Here is a 16740-nt window from a genome sequence, read left to right on the forward strand (position 1 = left end):
GCCTCGCTGGAACGGGAGGCCGGCGCCGCGCAGGCCGCCGGGGCCGCCGCCGCGACCCGCAGCCTGGGCGGCGAGGGTATCCACTGCGCCTCCTCCAGCGTCTCGGTCGACACCTCCGGGTACGGCCTCGACCTCGGCCAGGAGGCCACTGTCCGGGTCACCGTTGCCTGTACCGCGCCTCTCGGCGAGATCGGGCTGCCCGGGCTCCCCGGATCCCGCACCCTTCGGGCATCGTGGACCAGTCCGATTGATTCCTACCGAGGCCGCCAGTGATCATCGCCCTCACCCGCCGCATCACCGCTCTGCGGGAACGGATCCGCCACGTCGGCGACCGGGGGTCGCTGTCGCCGTTCTACGCGCTGAGTGCCATCGGCATCATCATGATCATGGGGCTGCTGGTCGACGGCGGCGGCGCCCTCAACGCGACGAACAAGGCCACCGGCCTCGCGCAGGAGGCCGCCCGCGCGGCCGGCCAGCAGCTCAACGTCCCTGCCGCTGTCCAGGGCACCGAGATCACGGTGGACCCGGACGCCGCCGTCGCCGCAGCCCAGGACTACCTCGCCGCCCAGAACGTCTCGGGCTCCGTGATCGTCACCGACGGCGGTCAGGGCCTCGAAGTCACCGTCCACGACACCTACACCACTTTGTTCGCCCAGTTCGTGGGTAGGTCGACGATCAGCGTGTCCGGCACGGCACACGCCCGACTGCACACCCAAGCCGGAGGCTGACCGCCCCATGAGCACCCCCCTACGCCTGCTCCGCGCCTTGCTCGGCCTCGCCGTCCTGGCCGCACTCATCGCCGGTATCCCCCTCGTCCTGCTGGCCGTTGGATACCAGCCCACGGACTTCGTCGGCGGATGGGATCTGCTGACCCAGCAGGACGACGGCCGGCTGTTCTTCACGGTGCTCACGACCATCGGCTGGATCGGCTGGGCGCTGTTCACCCTCTCCGCCCTCGTCGAGATCGTCGCCCTGTTCCGCGGCCGCAAGGCGAAGCGGATCAAGGGCCTCGGTGGGATGCAGTCCTTCGCCGGCCTCCTCATCGGCGGCCTCGTCCTCATCGCCCCCACCGCTGCCTCGGCCGCCACGACCGGCCCGGCCGTCGCAGCGACTGCCGTGCAGACGGCGGGCACCAGCAGCGCGGCGACGGCCCAAACGGCGGCGGCGGAGCAGGACGCCTGGCCCACCCACACGGTCACTGGGGACTCCGAGCTCCCGTGGGACCTGGCCGAGCAGTACCTGGGCAGCGGACCACGCTGGAAGGACATCGCCGCCCTCAACCCCAGCGTTCCGCAGCTCGCGGCCGGTGACCAGTTCCTGCCCAAGGGCACCGTGATCCGGCTCCCCGCCGACGCCAACATCGCCAAGCCGGCCGCCCCGGCCCCGGCGCCCTCCCAAGCAGCGGCCGAGACGGCGGCGCCCGCGCAGGCCGCCCCCACGGACGCCAAGCCTGCTGCGGCCCAGGCCGAGCATGTCGTCAAGGCCGGTGAAAACCTTTGGGGCATCGCTGACGAGCACGGCGACCCCGAGGACTGGCCGAAGATCTTCGAGGCCAACCGGGGCAAGTCGCTGCCCGGCGGCGGGACGTTCGACAACCCGGACCTGATCGTCCCGGGTCAGGAACTCACTCTCCCCGCCGCAACCGCCCCAGCTCCCGCTCCCGACAGTCGGCCCGCCCCGGACACCAAGACGCCCCCGAAGCCGGACACGGCGAAGGACACCCCCACCCCGGCGGCGCCCGCCCCTGCGCCCTCGACGCCCTCCACGCCCGCGCCTGCCGCCTCCACCCCCAGCATCGCGCCCACCACAGCCGTTCCCGCGCCCGCGCAGGACGGCCAGAAGGCGGACACCGCCCAGCAGCTGCAGGATCCTGACGAGGCCTTGGCCCCCGCTGCCGTCTGGATGGGCGCCGGCGCCCTGGCCGCCGCCCTCATCGGTACGCTCGCCACCCGCCGCATCCTCCAGCAGCGCCGACGCAGGCCCGGCCGCCGCATCCCCATGCCCACCGGCAGCGCCGCCGCTACCGAACAGGGCCTGCGCGCAGCCCAGCACCCCACCGGATTCGACCTCCTCGACGCCGCCCTGCGCACCCTGGCTCTCAACCTCACCGCGGCGGAGCGCGACCTGCCGGTGGTCACCGCCGTCGTCTTGCACGAGCAGAAGGTCGAACTCCACCTCGACCAGGACACCCCGCCGATGAAGCCCTTCGCGGGCACCGCCGGCCGCACTGACCTGTGGACCTGCGCGGCCTCCAGCCCAGACCTCGCCGACCACGACGACCTCCAGGGCGCCGACGCGCCCTACCCGGCCCTGGTCTCCCTGGGCTGGGACGGCGCCGGCCGCCTGGTCCTCGTCGACCTGGAGTACGTCGGCGTCCTCCACCTGGACGGCGACGCCGACCACGCCCGTCACGTCCTGCAAGCCATCGCGGTCGAGCTCGCCAGCACGCCCCTGCCCGGCCACCTGGAGATCACCGCGCTCGCCGACACCGCCCCGGGCCTCGACGACGCGGCCCCCGAGCGCGTCGCCCGCACCGAGGCCCTCGCCGACGCGGTCGCCGACCTGACCAGCCACACCGCCGACCAGCGTCGGGCCCTGGCCGCACTCGGGGCACCCACCCTCCGCACGGCCCGCCTCAGCGAAGACGCCGGCGGCTCCTGGACGCCGCACATCCTCCTCGCTGCCGAGCTCCCTGAAGGGGCTCAGACCGACGCGCTGCTCGACCTGATCACGGCCCAGCCGCGCGTTGCCGGCGCGGTTGTCACGGCCAGCGAGACCGCCGGCCTGGCCCCGGAGGAGGGCTGGACCCTGCACTGCGCAGGACCGGACGAGACCATCGTCCTGCCCGGCTCCGGCCTGCCCATCAAGCTCCAGGGCCTGACCGACCAGCACTTCGCCGACGCGATCGAGCTGCTCACCCTCTCCGCCGCCGACACCGACGTACCCGCCCGCGACGAGTGGCTCGACGGCCTCCTCGATGCCGACGAGCAGGCTGAGCACGACCAGGAGGACGTGGACGAGGACGACCCCTCGGAGGACGCGGAGGAGATCGGCGACGGCGAAGCCACGCAGCCGGAGGCCGGCGCCGACGAGGACGGGCTGCCGGACGAGTACGCCGACATCGAACGGGAGGAGATGGAGACCGAGCACCAGGCCGAGGCCGACACCCCCACCGACAAGACGGATGAGACGGACGAGGCGCCCGTCCCGCCCGCCGTCCACACGGCCGAGGCACCTGACGGTGACGCCGAGCACGACACCAGTGGTCCCACAATCGCTGACCTCTTCAATCCGCCGGCCGCTCCCGGTCCGGCCCCGGCAACTGCTGCGCCTGAAGCAGCCCCCGTGCTGACCAAGCCAGCAGCCGCCCCGGCCGAGGAAGTCCCGGCGGCCGAGCCCCCCGTCCCGGGCCCCCTCCTCGTCCCTGCCCCGGTATTGGTGCCCGCCCCGACTCGTGCCGCTGACGATGCCGCCGACGCCGCGGTCACCACGCCTACGGTGCTCTTGCTCGGGCGGGTGGTCATCGAGGGCGCCGCGGGCCGGATCGACTCCAACCGGCAGAGCGCCGCAGTCGAACTCGTCTCCTACCTCGCGCTCAACCCGGGCGCCGATCACCACGCCATCGACGACGCCCTCTGGCCGGGCCGTCTGGTCAACAAGCAGATGCGCAACGCCGTCATCAGCCGCACCCGCTCCTGGCTCGGCAAGGACGCCGACGGCGAGGCGTTCTTCCCGCGGGTCCAGGACACCGGCGACAGCCGCTACCGCCTCGCCCAGGCCGTCACCTGCGACTGGAAGACTTTCCAGAACTTCGCTCGCACCGGGCTCGCCCGCCACGACGAAGACGGCGAACTCGCCCTGCGCCGGGCCCTCGCGCTCGTCCGCGGCCGGCCCTTCGCCGCGATCGACCCCCAGCGCTACGCCTGGGCCGAGCCGGCCGTCCAGGAGATGGTCTCGGCCATCGCCGACGTCGCCTACGAGCTGTCCACCCGCCGCCGAGAGGCCGCCGACTACGCCGGCGCGCTCTGGGCCGCGCACCAGGGCCTTCTCGCTGCCGAGGAGAACGAGCTCCTTCACCGGCAAGTCTTCCTGGCCCACCACGCCGCCGGGGACGTTGACGCACTCCGTGAGGCCGCCGCGCGGTTGACCCGGATCAACGAGGGCTTGGGCGGGGGAGTGGATATGGAGGCGGAAACGGCACAGTTGCTGAGCACGCTGCTGCCGAAGCCGGTCATCCGGCGCTGACAGTCGGCCGACTGGCATCACCGTGCAGGAAGGCCCGGATTTCCCCCGCAGCGGGGGAAATCCGGGCCTTGGCTGTTCTGGGTCTGATCGGGCCGTAGGGCCGTGTGGCGCTGGAGCGGGGCTGGGGCCTTGCCGTCAGGTGCTGGCGTTGCCGTGGTTGTCGATCAGGGGAACGAGGACGCGGACACGTTCGTGCAGGTCGCCGACCCCCGTAGCCGGTACGCCGGCCAGGACCTGGTCGAGGCGGGCGAGGCGGGCGCGTGACGTCGAGCGCAGCCGGGCGGCGGGGACACGGGCGAGGACATCCAGGGCCCGCTGAGCCGCGTCAGTGGGCTGGGTGGGCGCCTCGGCCTGCGCGAGGACCAGGGTGGCCGCGGCCCAGCCGGGGGTGGCCACGGCAGTGGACGCGATGGACGTTTCGGCAGCGGAGCGCGCGCGGTTGTGGTGGCCGAGGGCGATGGCGGACTCGGCCTGGTGGAGGGTGTACTCGGCGGCGTCGAACCCGAACCGGCCCGGGGCGAACCCCACGGGATCGGTTTCGAGTTCGCGGGCGGCCGCGGCAAGCGCCGTGTCGGCCTCCTGCTCTCGTCCGAGTCCGGCGAGGGAGGTCAGCTGTGCCCAGGCGTGTGCCTGGGCTTTCGGCAGGCCTGCGGGGGCGTGGGCGACGGCCCGCTCGGCGTAGGCCAGGGCGTTCTCGTAGCGGTTCTCGGCGCGGGCGACCATGCTCTGCGCTCCCAGGGCCCAGGCGGTCAGCCGTGCGTCGTCGGTGCGGGTGCCGTAGGCGGTGGCGGTGGCCAGGTGGGCGCGCGCGCCGGTGTGGTCGTCGAGGTGGAAGGCCAGGTTGCCCATCAGGGCCGAGAGCCAGCCGACGTTGCGGTGCAGTCCGCCCGCGACCTGCTCGTGGACGTGGCCGGTGACCAGGCAGTCGGTGAGCAGGCCGCGGGCGGCCCGTACTTCCTCGAAGAGGAGGTACGGGGGGTGCTTGGGATAGGTGAGGGCGTAGTGCTCGACGGCCGCCTCCGCCAGCTCGGTGACCTCAGCGCTGCCGTGGGGATCGGCGAGAAGGGCGAGCTGGAGGGATTCGCGGACGGCCGGAAGGCCGGCGGCTGTGGTCATGTGCACCACCATTTCCCGTGCGCCAGCGCTGCACGTGTCGGTCTCGGGCCGACCGTACCGGATCACGGTGGACAACTCGCGCTCCGGAAAGACTTGTTCGGTCAAGCCCAGGCCGAGCTGGGCGGGGGTGGCACCGTAGGCGCGGCAGAGCATGACCGTGTACTCGCGGTCGGGGCGCTCGCGGGGGTCGTGTTCCCACCGGCACAGCATCGGGTCGGACAGGCTGCGCGGTAACAGCCCGTCGGCGACGTACAGGGCCTTGACCTGGGTGATGGTCTCGGAGCGGGACCAGCCCAGTGCGAGCCGCCAGGCCTCCAGCTGCTGTACCTCGGGCAGGGCGCGGCGGATCTCGGCGGCGGTCTGTTCAGTGTCGAGGCGTTCGCGCTGGCAGCGCATCCGGATGCCGGCTGCCTCTTTCTTGATGGTGGCGCGGCGTGAGCGGGTGATGGCGGTGGCCATGGGCACCCCCGGCGGGAGCGGGATATCGGGACAGCAACCGTAGCCCACCCCTGTGACAGGGCGACACCACTCCGTCACTGCCCGTCCAGCGCATTGCGGGAACCCCGCAATGTCCCCTCGTCCCACTGGCAATGACGCCGGGTCAGGTGCGGGCTGACTCTGGTGAGGCGAGCCCGACCGGGCAGCGATCCCGAGGACGAAGGGGGGTGACCCCGTCATGTCCTACGACCACTGATCACCCGCGTGTCCCCCGTGACAGGGGTCCGGGCCCGGCCTCAACGCCGGGCCCGGGCTCCTGCGCCACCCCGCCCCGAGATCACCTGGAGACGCTCGTGCTGCCGGTGCTGACCTACGACCCCCTCGACCCCGCCACCGTCAACAACCCCTACCCGGCCTTGGCCGCCCTGCGCGAGCAGGCCCCCGTCTCCTGGCACGACGGCATGTCCTCGTGGCTGGTCACCCGGTACGCCGACTGCACGGCCGTCCTGCGCGAGCACACCGTCTTCGCCCGCGACCGGCGCCGCACCGGCGCCACCGTGCCCGAGGCGAGCCTGAGCGTGCAGTCCCTGGACCCGCCCGACCAGGCCGGCGTGCGCTCGGCCTTCATGAACGCCCTGCGCGCCCAGGACCTGCCCGACCTGGAGGCCCGCGCCCGCGACCGAGCCACCGCCCTCCTGCGCGAGGCGGCCGAGCTGCCGTCGTTCGACGTCATGGCCGAGCTCGCCGCCCCGCTGTCCCTGTCGGTGGTCTGCGACCTCCTCGGCGTGAACGAGCCGCCGCTGGCCGAGTTCACCGCCGCCTCCGACGCGATCATGCGCAGCATGGACGGCGGCCTCGACCCCACCCGCATCGAGCCGGGCCGGCGGGCACGCGAGGAACTGACCAGCCTCGTCGACTCCTGGTTCACCGAAACCGGCCGCCCCGGCGGCCTCCTCGCCCACGTCCGCGCCCACACGCCGACCGGCGCCAACCCGGCCGAGGAGCGGTTCATCCGCAACACCGCGAGGGTGATGTTCCAGGGCGGCTACAGCACCATGACCGCCGCCCTGGGCAACGCCCTGCACACCCTCACCCGCCAACCAGACGCCCAGCACCGGCTGCGCTCGGAGCCGCAGGTCGTGCCCTGGGCGGCCGAGGAACTCGTCCGATTCGACGGGCCCGTCCAAGGAACCAGCCGCACCGCCACCCACACCACCACGATCGCCGGCGTCCCGATCCCGGCCGGCGACACCGTGGTGCTGCTCTTCGCCGCCGCCAACCGCGACCCCGCCCGCTTCCCGACCCCCGACCAGCTGCTCCTGGACCGCCGCGACAACCGGCACCTCGGCTACGGCTGGGGCACCCACTCCTGCATCGGCACCCGCGCCGCCCAGGCCTGCCTGCGCGCCGCCCTCGACGCCCTGCGCACCCACTCCACGCCGCTCCGGCCGGCGGGCACCGCCCGCAGGCAGCCGTCGGCCACGATGCGCACCTTCGCCGTCCTCCCCGCCACCCTCCACCCCTGACAGCCGGCCCTCGCCGCCGCCCTTCTGCCCGGAGATCCCCTTGCGCATCCTGATCGGCAACCACATCGACCCCGCGATCCGTGCCCGTACGGACATGCGGGCCTGGACCCAGCGCCTGGCCTGGTTCGCCCGCCCCGGCGACGTCCTGATCCTGTGCACCGAACCCGACCCCGCGTTCCTCGACTACGCCCTCGCGCTCACCGGCACCGGACCAGGCGAGGTCACCGTGCTGACCTCCCCGCCCGGCCGCCACAACGGGATGCTCCTGGACCCCGAAGCGCTCACCGACCCCGCCTTCCTCGACCAGGTCCGCGCCGCGCTGCGCCCGGCCGGCGGCCCGCAGGCCGTCGGCGAGATCTTCGCCCTGTGGCCCTCGGCCTCCGTCGCCCGCTTCGCCACCGCCCTGGGACTCGCCGACCGGATGCCCGGGCTGGCCTACTTCGCGCAGGGCGGCGCCGAGATCGGCAACAACAAGGCCAACTTCCGGGCCATCGCCGCAGCGGCCGGCGTCCCCACCGTCCCCGGGGAGGTCTGCCGCTCCCGCGAGGAAGCCGCCGCCGCCACGCACCGGCTCCTGGCCCAGGCAGAAGCGCTGGTCGTCCAGCAGGCCCACAACGGCGCCGGCGTCGGCAACCAGATTCTCCTGGGCCCCGGCAGCAGCCTGGCCACCGACCACGTCGGCGCCCGCCACCTGCACCGCCTCGCCCCCGGCCCGGCCGGCGTCACCGCCTACTGGCAGGACCGCTGGGACTGGGCGTCCGCCGACGGCCGCCACCCCGTCGTCGTCGCCGCGTTCGCCCCCGGCGCCGAGGCGGTGTACTCCGAGCACTTCACCGACGACTGCGGTACCTGCCCGACCGAGCAGGGCCGCCTGCACTACGTCGGCCGCCGCCTCTCCCACCAGACCGTCCCGCTCCAGGGCCTCAGTCCGCTGGTGCACGCCCGCCTGGTCGACAACGGCGCCCGCCTCGCCGAGGCCTACCGCGCGCTCGGCTACCGCGGCCACCTGTCCGCCGACGCCATCACCACCCCCGACGGCCAGCTGTACTTCACCGAGGTCAACGCCCAGGTCTCCGGAAGCCTGCACATCTACAAGGTCATCGCCCACCGGATCGTCAGCACCGCGGACCACCCGGCCCGCGCGGTCGTCGAGTACCACGTCCCCCCGACCTGGCACGTCCCCGACGCCGACGCCTTCCACCAGGCCCTGGCCGACCTCGACCTGGCCTGGAACCCCGCCACCCGGACCGGAGTGATCGTCTCCATGCCCATCACCCCCGGCCCGGACGGCGCGCAGTTCGTCTTCTGCCTCGCCTACGACCCCAAGACCGGCCACGAGAAACCCTTCGCCCGGCTCGACGCCCGCTTCGCCACCCGCCCCGCCGCCACCTTCGACCCCGCCGACCACGTCGGCGCCCCCGTCACCGCCTTCTCCTCCTGAACGGAGCCCGCCCCATGCCCAGCACACCCCTGCCGCCCGCAGCCGCCCGCCTGAACCGCTCCCTGGACGCCGCCCGGCTGGCCGCCGACCTCACCCAGGTGACCGCCCACACCTGGGACCTCCAGCAGGGCCGCGCCCCGGACGGACTGCTCGGCGCCGTCACCGACATCGACTGGCGGGTCCTGCCGCTGATCGCACCGAACGGCGACGCGGACCGCACCGACCCCGGCGGCCCCGGCCCCGACACCTACGCCCCCACCGCCTGGCTGGACCGCATGCCCTACCTCGCCGAGGTCCTCGCCGCCATCCCGGCCCCGCTGAACGCCGCCCGCCTCATGGCGCTCGGACCGAACGCGGTCGGCGAGCGGCACAGCGACCCCAAGTACAGCCTGGCCCGCGGCTGCGCCCGCCTCCACATCCCCCTGACCACCAACCCCGACGCCGTCCTCTACCTCGACGGCACCGAGCACACCTGGCAGCCCGGCCAGTTCTGGTACGGCGACTTCTCCCGCGAGCACGCCGTCCGCAACCTCGGCACCACCACCCGCGTCCACGCCGTCATCGACACGCTGTTCACCATCGAGCTCGCCGCGCTCTTCCCGGCCGCCTGGCAGGAACAGCTGGCCGACGCCGACGCGCTCATCAACCACCCCACCCCGCTGGACAGGACCATTCCCGCCGGCCTGCCCCGCCCCCTGCACCTCCCGGCCGGCTTCACCGACTTCAGCCGAGACCAGCCCCTCGACGGCGACCCGACGCCCGCGGAGCTCGACCACACCGCCGACCACCTCACGCTCACCACCGCCGAGCGGACCTTCGCGCTGCTGCCCGCCGGCCCGGGGGAGTGGCGCTTCAGCGCCTGGAGCGAGGCCCGCACCCTCGCCCCCACACCGGACGGCGGAGCCGTCCTGCACGCCCGCCACGGCCGCACCCACACCCACCGCACCCTCACCGCCGCCACGGCCTGACCACGCGAGACGAAGGACCCTCACCCATGCGCCTGAGCAGCCACGACGACTTCACCCGCCTGCGCGAGATCATCGTCGGATCCGCTACCAACTACACCGGCCACGACCGCGACGTCTCCTTCGAGCTGTTCCACCACGAGAACCTCACCGGCTTCCGCTCCGACTGGGCCTACCCCCGCCTCGTCACCCCCACCGAAGCCGGCGCGCGGCCGGAGCAGTGGGCCATCAACCGCCGCTACGCCGAGGAACTCGCCGAGGACGTCGAAGACCTCGCCCAGGTCCTGGCCGACCTCGGCATCACCGTCCACCGGCCGATCCCCCTGCCCGCCGACCCGGCGCCGATCGCCGGCCTGGGCTGGAGCGCCCCGCCGGTGCCCGCCCTGAACATCCGCGACAACACCCTGATCCTCGGCGACGAGATCATCGAGACCCCGCCCGCGATCCGCGCCCGCTACCTGGAAACCCGCCTCCTCGCCCAGGTGTTCACCGGCTACTGGCAGGCCGGCGCCCGCTGGACCACGATGCCGCGCCCCACCCTCACCGACGCCAGCTTCGACCTCTCCTACGCCCGCGACACCACCACCACCCTCGGAGGCCCCACCGAGCCGATCGACGACCCGCAGCCCAGCCCGTACGACGTCGGCTACGAGATGATGCTCGACGGCGCCCAGGTCCTGCGCCTCGGCAAGGACCTCGTGGTCAACATCGCCCAGGCCAACCACGCCCGCGGCGTGGAATGGCTGGAGCGCCACCTGGCCGGCCGCTACCGCATCCACCGCGTGTACCGCATGGCCGACAACCACATCGACTCCATGCTCCTCGCCCTGCGGCCGGGGGTGTTCCTGGCCCGGCACGACGGCATCCGCGACATGCTCCCCGAACCGCTGCAGAGCTGGAAGTTCATCGTCCCGCCCCAGCCGGACGCCGGAGCCTTCCCCGCCTACGGCGACGCCGACCTCGTCCTGACCAGCCCCTACATCGACCTCAACGTCCTGTCCGTCGACCCGGACACCGTCCTGGTCAACGCCGACTGCACCGGACTGATCAAGACCCTCGAAGCCGAGCACTTCACCGTCGTCCCCGTACAACACCGCCACCGCAGGCTCTTCGGCGGCGGCTTCCACTGCTTCACCCTCGACACCCGCCGAGACGGCGCCTGCGAGGACTACCTCACGTGAACCGTCCCGTCCTGCTCCTGGAGGCGGCCGGCCCCGAGTCCGGGCACCTGGCCCGGACCGCGGCCGCCTCCGGCCGCTCCGTCCACACCGTCACCACCACCGAGGCCCTGGCCGGCTACAGCCCGGCCCTGCGCGGCCTGCTGGCCGGCACCTTCACCACCGACCTGGGCAACCCGCAGCAGGCCCTCGCCGACACCGTCGCCTACGCCCGCCGCATCAACGCCGCCGCCGTCCTGACCACGAACGAGTACCTCACCCCGCTGGCCGCCCACACCTGCGCCCTGCTGGACCTGCCCGGCAACGACCCCGCCGCCGCGCACGCGGCCCGCGACAAGGCCGCCATGGCCACCGCCTTCACCACCGCAGGTGTCACCGCGCCCCGCACCCACACCATTGCCACCCCGGCCATGCTGCGCGCCCGCTTCCTACGACCCGGCATGCGGCTCCCCGTCATCGTCAAGCCGGCGGACGCCGCCGGATCCCAGGGCGTCACCGTCGTGGCCCGCCTCCAGGACGCGGACACCGCCTGGCGGCACGCCCACACCGCGCCGGGCATGTACGGGGGTTCGGCGGGCCGGACGGTGCTGCTCCAGCAGTACATTCCCGGGCGGGAGTACAGCGTCGAGTCGCTCACGCAGCACGGGCGGACCACCCACCTGGCCATCACCGCCAAGACCACCACCCGCGGCACCCACCGGGTCGAACTCGCCCACACCCTGCCGGCCCAGCTCCCGCCCGCGGTGGAACAGGCCATCCACCAGGAGACGGCGAAGGCGGTGCGCGCCGTCGGCATCCGCAACGGCGCGTCCCACACCGAGGTCATCGTCACCCCCACCGGCCGCCCGTACGTCATCGAGACCGCGGCCCGCATCGGCGCCGGCCACATCGGTGACCTCCTCCACCACGCTCTCGGCATCAACCCCTGGACCGCCCTTCTGGACATCGCCCTCGGCCGCCCCGCCCGCCTCACCCCCGGCCGACGCCACCACGCCACCGTCCGCTTCCTCACCAGCCCGGCCGCCGGCCGCCTCACCGCCGTCACCGGCCTGCCCCGGCCCGGCCCGGACACCCCCCTCGTCCGGCTCCGTGTCCGCCCCGGCGACCCGGTCGGCCCCGCCCACACCAACGCCGGACGGCTCGGCAGCCTCATCGTCGTCAGCCCCGACGCCCGCACCACGGCGGCCCGTGCCGCCCAACTCCTCGACGACATCCGCGTCGAGGTCGAACCCCATTCCGCCTGAACACCGAAAGGGGCGCCCACCCAGGTCCATGGGTGGCGCCCCTTTCGGTGTGCCCGAGGTCAGATCAGCGCGGCGAGCTCCTCGGCCACCGCCCGGTACGAGTCCGCGACACCGGCCTCGTTTCCGAGCCGGTGACGTTCCAGGCGCAGCGCGCCGAGATGGCGCACCTCGTACACCCGCCGCCGCCACACGCTGTTCTCGGTCTCCTCCGCTCGGCCGTAGGAGTCGAAGAACGCGGTGCGGGCGTCCTGCTTCGCGCGGGCCATCCGCATCGTCCAGTCCGCCTCCGGATCCCCCCACCAGGTGCGGTCCATGTCCAGGACCCCGCAGATCGTCGGGACGGGGGCGGGTGCGAGCATCGTGTTCACCGTCCACAGGTCACCGGTCAGCAGCCGCGGCACCGTCACCTCGTCCAGGAGCTGCGCGCCGACCTGGGCGGCGTCGGCGGCCTTTCGCAGGTCGGCCGCGTCCAGGCCGCAGCTCTCGACGTCCTCGGCGATCAGGTGCAGTGACGCGACGACGGCCTCGCTCCACCGCGCGTGGCCGGGGCCTCCCACCGGGCCGAACCAGGGCCCGGCGACCGCGTGCACCGATGCGGTGATCTGTCCCATCTGCCGGAAGAAAGCCGTGTGGGTCTCCTTCGGGTAGGAGCCGAGCAGCTCCGGTGCCGGGGTCCCGGGCAGAAAGGACTGGATCATCCAGTCCCGCCCGATGACGGACTGCGTGAAGTCGGCCGCCAGGACGTGCGGCATCAGGTCGGCGATCGGCGCGAGCCACGGCACCGACGCGTACTCCGCGCGCATCAGCTCCCGCTCGGAATGGAACTGGCGAGCCGGTTCCGGCGCCACCCGCAGCACGACCGGCTCCGCGCGGCCGGCCAGATCGATGCGGTAGGTGGTGTTGTACATGCCGCCGCCCAGCTCCGTCGCGGAACGGACCTCGGCGCCGGGCCCGAAGGCGCGCTCGGCGACCGCCTGGATCTGGCGGCCGGTCAGGCCCTGCTGAAACGCGTTGGCGGTCCGCTCGATGACGTGGAGTTCCACGGGACTTCCTTCCGGGCTGTGAGGACTTCGAGGGGGCGGGGCGGGAGTCTGCTGGTCAGGCCTTGCGGTTGCGGGGGCGGCCGTTGCGCTCCAGCACGACACCGAGCTGCGAGGGCTGCATCGCGGCGGCGATGCCGATGGCCCGGCGGTTGGCGTGCGGGCTGGTGGCGTCGGCCGCCGCGATGTGACGCTCGCGGGACAGCATCAGGTGGGTGATGAGCCGACTCAGCAGGCTAGTGGAGGCGAGGAGCTCGTCGAAGTCCTCGGCCTTGGGGTCGGTGATGTCCGGGCTGTTGGTGAGGCCGTCGTACACGGCGAGGACGATGTCGTCGGGGAGGTCGACGATCTGGGACCCGCCGGAAGCCGCGGGAAGGTCGAACGTGATCCGCATGGTCATGAATCCTCCATAAGATGCCTCGATGTAGGAAAACCTACACTCGTAGGAATTCCTACACAAGGGGTGTGGTGGTCAACTCCACGAAGTTCACCGGGCAGGGGTGTGATCGGTCCCGCCTGCCGATCGGTTGCGCTCCGGTCACAGGGTCCCGCGCTCCGGGTACACCGATACGCGTTCCGCCGCGTAGGTGCCGTCCGGCAGCACCGCGTCGGTCAGTTCGAACTGCTCCCGCTTCCCCGCCGGGCCGGTCCAGGTGATCCGGACGCCGGCGGGGCGGCTGCTGGGCCAGTGGACCGGCTGGCCGTCGGCGGCCCGGGCCCCGAGCAGCGTGTAGGTGCGGACCTGCCGCGCGGTCTCGGTGGCCGGAGTCTCTCCGGGGGTGGTCGGGGTCCGGCGCCGGCGGAGCCAGCCCCAGGCTGCGGCCCCCGCCAGTAGCGTGAGGCCGCCCAGGGTCTCCGCAGTCCAGCCGGTGAGCACGTCGGTGAGCATGTCGGTGTCCTTCTCTGTGTGATGACGGGCGGAGCGTGAAGAGGCCGCGCCGCTGACGTCGGGTCCTGGGCGGCACAGTGCGGGAGTGGGTAGTTAGCCCCGCAACCCCTGCCGGTCGTCGCCTTGTTGAGCCTCCCGCCCGCGGGCGTGAGGCCGGTACCCCCTGAAGTCCGGCAACCCGATGCAACTGATGCAAGATCAACTGCGGAGGGTGGGGCGGCGACCTGCTGCACGCCATTTGAGCGGGAGGACCGAGCGGTGACCTGGCGGAGGTAGGGGGGCTCTATACGAGGGGCGCCACTACGTCATGGCGTGGGCATCCGGCTTCCGTTCCACGGGCTGTCACCGGATGAGGTGATTGCCCTGCCGGGTCCGCGAGAGGCGCCGGTACCTTCCCGTGCATGTCCACTGACACCCCGAGCCCTGCGGACCAGCTACTGATTGACCACGCGTTCCGGCACGGCTTCGCCGTGACCGCGAAGATGCTGGAGGTCTGGAGGAGCCGCCGGCTGCTGCCGGGCAACATCTCCGGCGGAGGCCTGGGCCGCGGCAAAGGCAGCACCTCCAGGCCGACGCCGGAGAGCTTCGACCTCGTCCTCGGCCTCGCCCGTCACGGCGGCCGGGGTAAGCGGCCCCACGACGTGGCACTGCTCCTGTTCGGCGAGGGGCTCCCGGTACCGGAGCAGACGGTACGGGCCGCCTTCACCGCAGCCGTGAACACTCTCACCGTCCCCGGCGACGACGAACGGGACACCGACCCGGAAGAGCGGCTCGACGCCCTCGCCGACCACATCGCGGACGCCGGCCCGACCGTCACCCTGGTCCCGGCCCGGGCCCGGCGGATCGACGAAGGCATCGCCCGCCTCGTCCGCGCCGCCGGACACACCTGGCCCCCCGCCGAGCTCGCTGCCCTCGACGCGAACCCCGGCACGCCCACGGCCACACCCAGGGACGCCGCGCTGGCCGCGGCCGCCGCCGCCATCAACGGGACGATGTCCCTGGAGGACATCGGTGACCTGCTCCGCGCGATGAACCCCACCGCGGTGGCCAACCCGATCGCGTCCCTCGTCGAGACCACCCGCAAGGACGTCCCCGAGTTCGCCGACGCGGTCCTCACCGACGACAACCAGCTGGCCCTCGGCCCCGTGCGGGACGCCCGCGATCATCTGCGCGACCTAGCCGCCGCAGTTCCCCTTCAGGACCTCGCGCGGGCCTGGAAGACCGCCGAGGGCGTACGGCAGTGGGCCCTGGACCTCTGCGGCCGGGCCGAGGAAGAAGTCGCCAGCGGGCAGCTGGGCGAAGCGACCGTGGAGTGGATGAACGGCCGCTACGCGATGGCCGGCCTGGCCGTGCTCAGCACGCTGAAGGAGCGCGACTGGCCACCCACCCAGCACGCCCTCGACACCTTGGTCCTCCTCTACCAGCTCGGGGAGTACCGGCGGCTCGACCGCCTCGTGCCCGGCTGCCAATGGCACCTCCTCGCCACCGAGGGGCTGCTGCCGCCGCCCACCCGCGAGCTGCTCCAGGACCTCATCAACCGGCACGCGCCCGGTGCCGGGGCGGGGGTCGATGTCAGACCAGCCTCGTAGCGTCGATGACGAGGGCCCGGACCGGACGGGCCCCCGGAGGACCGAAGGAGCGGGCCATGGGCGAGATCAGTATCGAGCGGCAGCACCTTGACCGGCTGCTAGCCGACAGTGCGAGCACATACGGAGCCCCCTACCAGCGGGCCTTCGCCGAACTCGCCGAAACGCATCGAGGCCGGCCCCTCGCCGAGATCCTTCCGCTGCTGCGCCGCGCCGCCGACGAAGCGCTGCTCGGCTTCACGGACGCGGACCTGCGCGAGCAGGCCCAGGCCATCAGCACAGGGGAGCCCTACGTCCTGCGCGTGACGGTGGCCTGACCCCAGGACCGTATCGGCTGGCCACGGGAACGCGTCCGCCCGTCGCTGCTGCAGTCGCCGGCGCGGCAGACCCGGCCCGCCCGCTGGGAGGAGGCCAGCCGGGACGGTCGTCTGCCAGGCCTGGGGCATCGACCGTACGGCCAGCAGGCCTCAACGGGCCGAGCCAGGGAGGGAGGGGGAGGGCGCGAAGTGCAGCTTCTGGGGGCCCTTCCCGTCGCCCTTCCAGTCGAGGAACACGATCACGTCGGTGAAGAGGCGCTCGCGGCTTGGCCAGTGCGAGGAGTAGGACGCGGGAGTGATGGACCCGTCCTTCGCCTTGTTCAGGCGCTGGGCCAGATCGGTGCGCCGCGTCACCGCCACACCGCCCCCCTCGATCATCGCGGTCACCTCGGCGTTCGTGCCGGTGGCGTTGAAGATGGAACCCGCCTGGCTGGAGGATTCGGGGAGGTCCCAGGAGATCGTCGCCCAGTGCCGGATGTTCGCCCCGGACTCGGTCACGCACGCCTTGACGGTGAAGTCCCAGTTGTCGGGCCAGGGGCCGCTGTAGGCGGGGTTGTCGATGGTCTTGGACGACACCTTGCAGCGCTCCACCGCGTACGCGGGGCCGCCCCCGGCAGTGGCCGCCGTGATGGTGGCCGCCACCAGCACCGCCGAGAGCCGCACGGCGGGGAGTGTCCTGAGCATGGGTGCGCCTCCACAGATCGAATGCCCAGGACAACGAGGCGATGCCGGGAAAGACGCGTGCTGACGCGGGT

Annotated in this window: 14 protein-coding genes and 1 pseudogene; 10 read left to right on the plus strand and 5 right to left on the minus strand. The window is 73.0% G+C overall.

The features are described from left to right. The 3 genes and pseudogenes from AB4039_RS31335 to AB4039_RS31345 all read left to right on the plus strand — a co-directional run. Window positions 1–273, plus strand: a pseudogene (locus tag AB4039_RS31335) (pilus assembly protein); the annotation flags it as partial. After that, window positions 270–728: a pilus assembly protein TadG-related protein gene (locus AB4039_RS31340; RefSeq protein ID WP_442272356.1), complete on the plus strand. Its 459-nt coding sequence runs from the start codon at window positions 270–272 to the stop codon at window positions 726–728. The pseudogene AB4039_RS31335 and the gene AB4039_RS31340, both read left to right, overlap by 4 nt. Window positions 729–735: 7 nt before the next feature. Beyond that, on the plus strand, window positions 736–4245 hold the full coding sequence (locus AB4039_RS31345; RefSeq protein ID WP_442272357.1) for a LysM peptidoglycan-binding domain-containing protein: 3510 nt from the start codon (window positions 736–738) through the stop codon (window positions 4243–4245). Between the two features lie 135 nt (window positions 4246–4380). Here the strand turns inward: AB4039_RS31345 and AB4039_RS31350 are convergent, their stop codons facing one another. Beyond that, on the minus strand, window positions 4381–5820 hold the full coding sequence (locus AB4039_RS31350; RefSeq protein WP_442272358.1) for a Twin-arginine translocation pathway signal: 1440 nt from the start codon (window positions 5818–5820) through the stop codon (window positions 4381–4383). Window positions 5821–6152: 332 nt separating this feature from the next. On the opposite strand from AB4039_RS31350, the gene AB4039_RS31355 reads away from it, so the two are divergent. The 5 genes from AB4039_RS31355 to AB4039_RS31375 are packed head-to-tail and all read left to right on the plus strand — an operon-like array spanning window position 6153 to window position 12153. Beyond that, entirely contained in the window at window positions 6153–7325 is a 1173-nt protein-coding gene (locus AB4039_RS31355) for a cytochrome P450 (RefSeq protein ID WP_442272359.1), read from the plus strand. 40 nt (window positions 7326–7365) lie between these two features. Next, entirely contained in the window at window positions 7366–8766 is a 1401-nt protein-coding gene (locus tag AB4039_RS31360) for a hypothetical protein (protein WP_442272360.1), read from the plus strand. Between the two features lie 14 nt (window positions 8767–8780). Next, complete coding sequence (locus AB4039_RS31365) at window positions 8781–9734, plus strand: aspartyl/asparaginyl beta-hydroxylase domain-containing protein (protein WP_442272361.1); 954 nt, start codon at window positions 8781–8783, stop codon at window positions 9732–9734. Window positions 9735–9760: 26 nt separating this feature from the next. Beyond that, a complete protein-coding gene (locus AB4039_RS31370) occupies window positions 9761–10912 on the plus strand; it encodes a glycine amidinotransferase (protein WP_442272362.1) in 1152 nt (383 codons plus the stop codon). Next, a complete protein-coding gene (locus AB4039_RS31375; protein ID WP_442272363.1) occupies window positions 10909–12153 on the plus strand; it encodes an ATP-grasp domain-containing protein in 1245 nt (414 codons plus the stop codon). Before AB4039_RS31370 ends, AB4039_RS31375 begins: the two co-directional genes overlap by 4 nt. 59 nt (window positions 12154–12212) lie before the next feature. Here AB4039_RS31375 and AB4039_RS31380 read toward each other — a convergent pair whose 3' ends face one another. The 3 genes from AB4039_RS31380 to AB4039_RS31390 form a co-directional block, all read right to left on the minus strand. Beyond that, the gene (locus AB4039_RS31380; RefSeq protein WP_442272364.1) at window positions 12213–13196 is read right to left on the minus strand and encodes a phosphotransferase family protein; all 984 of its coding nucleotides are present in this window, start codon (window positions 13194–13196) and stop codon (window positions 12213–12215) included. A 55-nt stretch (window positions 13197–13251) separates the two neighbouring features. Next, a complete protein-coding gene (locus AB4039_RS31385; RefSeq protein ID WP_442272365.1) occupies window positions 13252–13593 on the minus strand; it encodes a hypothetical protein in 342 nt (113 codons plus the stop codon). Between the two features lie 138 nt (window positions 13594–13731). Next, window positions 13732–14082, minus strand: coding sequence for a hypothetical protein (locus AB4039_RS31390; RefSeq protein WP_442272366.1), 351 nt, complete (start codon window positions 14080–14082; stop codon window positions 13732–13734). Between the two features lie 401 nt (window positions 14083–14483). On the opposite strand from AB4039_RS31390, the gene AB4039_RS31395 reads away from it, so the two are divergent. After that, entirely contained in the window at window positions 14484–15671 is a 1188-nt protein-coding gene (locus tag AB4039_RS31395) for a hypothetical protein (RefSeq protein WP_442272367.1), read from the plus strand. Between the two features lie 56 nt (window positions 15672–15727). Next, the gene (locus tag AB4039_RS31400) at window positions 15728–15985 is read left to right on the plus strand and encodes a hypothetical protein (protein WP_411107270.1); all 258 of its coding nucleotides are present in this window, start codon (window positions 15728–15730) and stop codon (window positions 15983–15985) included. Window positions 15986–16135: 150 nt separating this feature from the next. On the opposite strand, the gene AB4039_RS31405 is transcribed toward AB4039_RS31400, so the two are convergent. After that, window positions 16136–16669, minus strand: coding sequence for a hypothetical protein (locus tag AB4039_RS31405; protein WP_442272368.1), 534 nt, complete (start codon window positions 16667–16669; stop codon window positions 16136–16138). Window positions 16670–16740 lie beyond the last annotated feature (71 nt).

Origin of the sequence: Streptomyces sp. M-16, from assembly GCF_052114405.1 — a bacterium.
In the GTDB taxonomy this organism is placed as follows: domain Bacteria; phylum Actinomycetota; class Actinomycetes; order Streptomycetales; family Streptomycetaceae; genus Streptomyces.

Coding starts and splice junctions, on each gene's coding strand:
- AB4039_RS31370 (WP_442272362.1), top strand. CDS start 9,761: ATGCGCCTGAGCAGCCACGACGACTTCACCCGCCTGCGCGAGATCATC.
- AB4039_RS31395 (WP_442272367.1), top strand. CDS start 14,484: ATGTCCACTGACACCCCGAGCCCTGCGGACCAGCTACTGATTGACCAC.
- AB4039_RS31400 (WP_411107270.1), top strand. CDS start 15,728: ATGGGCGAGATCAGTATCGAGCGGCAGCACCTTGACCGGCTGCTAGCC.
- AB4039_RS31350 (WP_442272358.1), bottom strand. CDS start 5,820: ATGGCCACCGCCATCACCCGCTCACGCCGCGCCACCATCAAGAAAGAG.
- AB4039_RS31385 (WP_442272365.1), bottom strand. CDS start 13,593: ATGACCATGCGGATCACGTTCGACCTTCCCGCGGCTTCCGGCGGGTCC.
- AB4039_RS31390 (WP_442272366.1), bottom strand. CDS start 14,082: ATGCTCACCGACGTGCTCACCGGCTGGACTGCGGAGACCCTGGGCGGC.
- AB4039_RS31345 (WP_442272357.1), top strand. CDS start 736: ATGAGCACCCCCCTACGCCTGCTCCGCGCCTTGCTCGGCCTCGCCGTC.
- AB4039_RS31365 (WP_442272361.1), top strand. CDS start 8,781: ATGCCCAGCACACCCCTGCCGCCCGCAGCCGCCCGCCTGAACCGCTCC.
- AB4039_RS31405 (WP_442272368.1), bottom strand. CDS start 16,669: ATGCTCAGGACACTCCCCGCCGTGCGGCTCTCGGCGGTGCTGGTGGCG.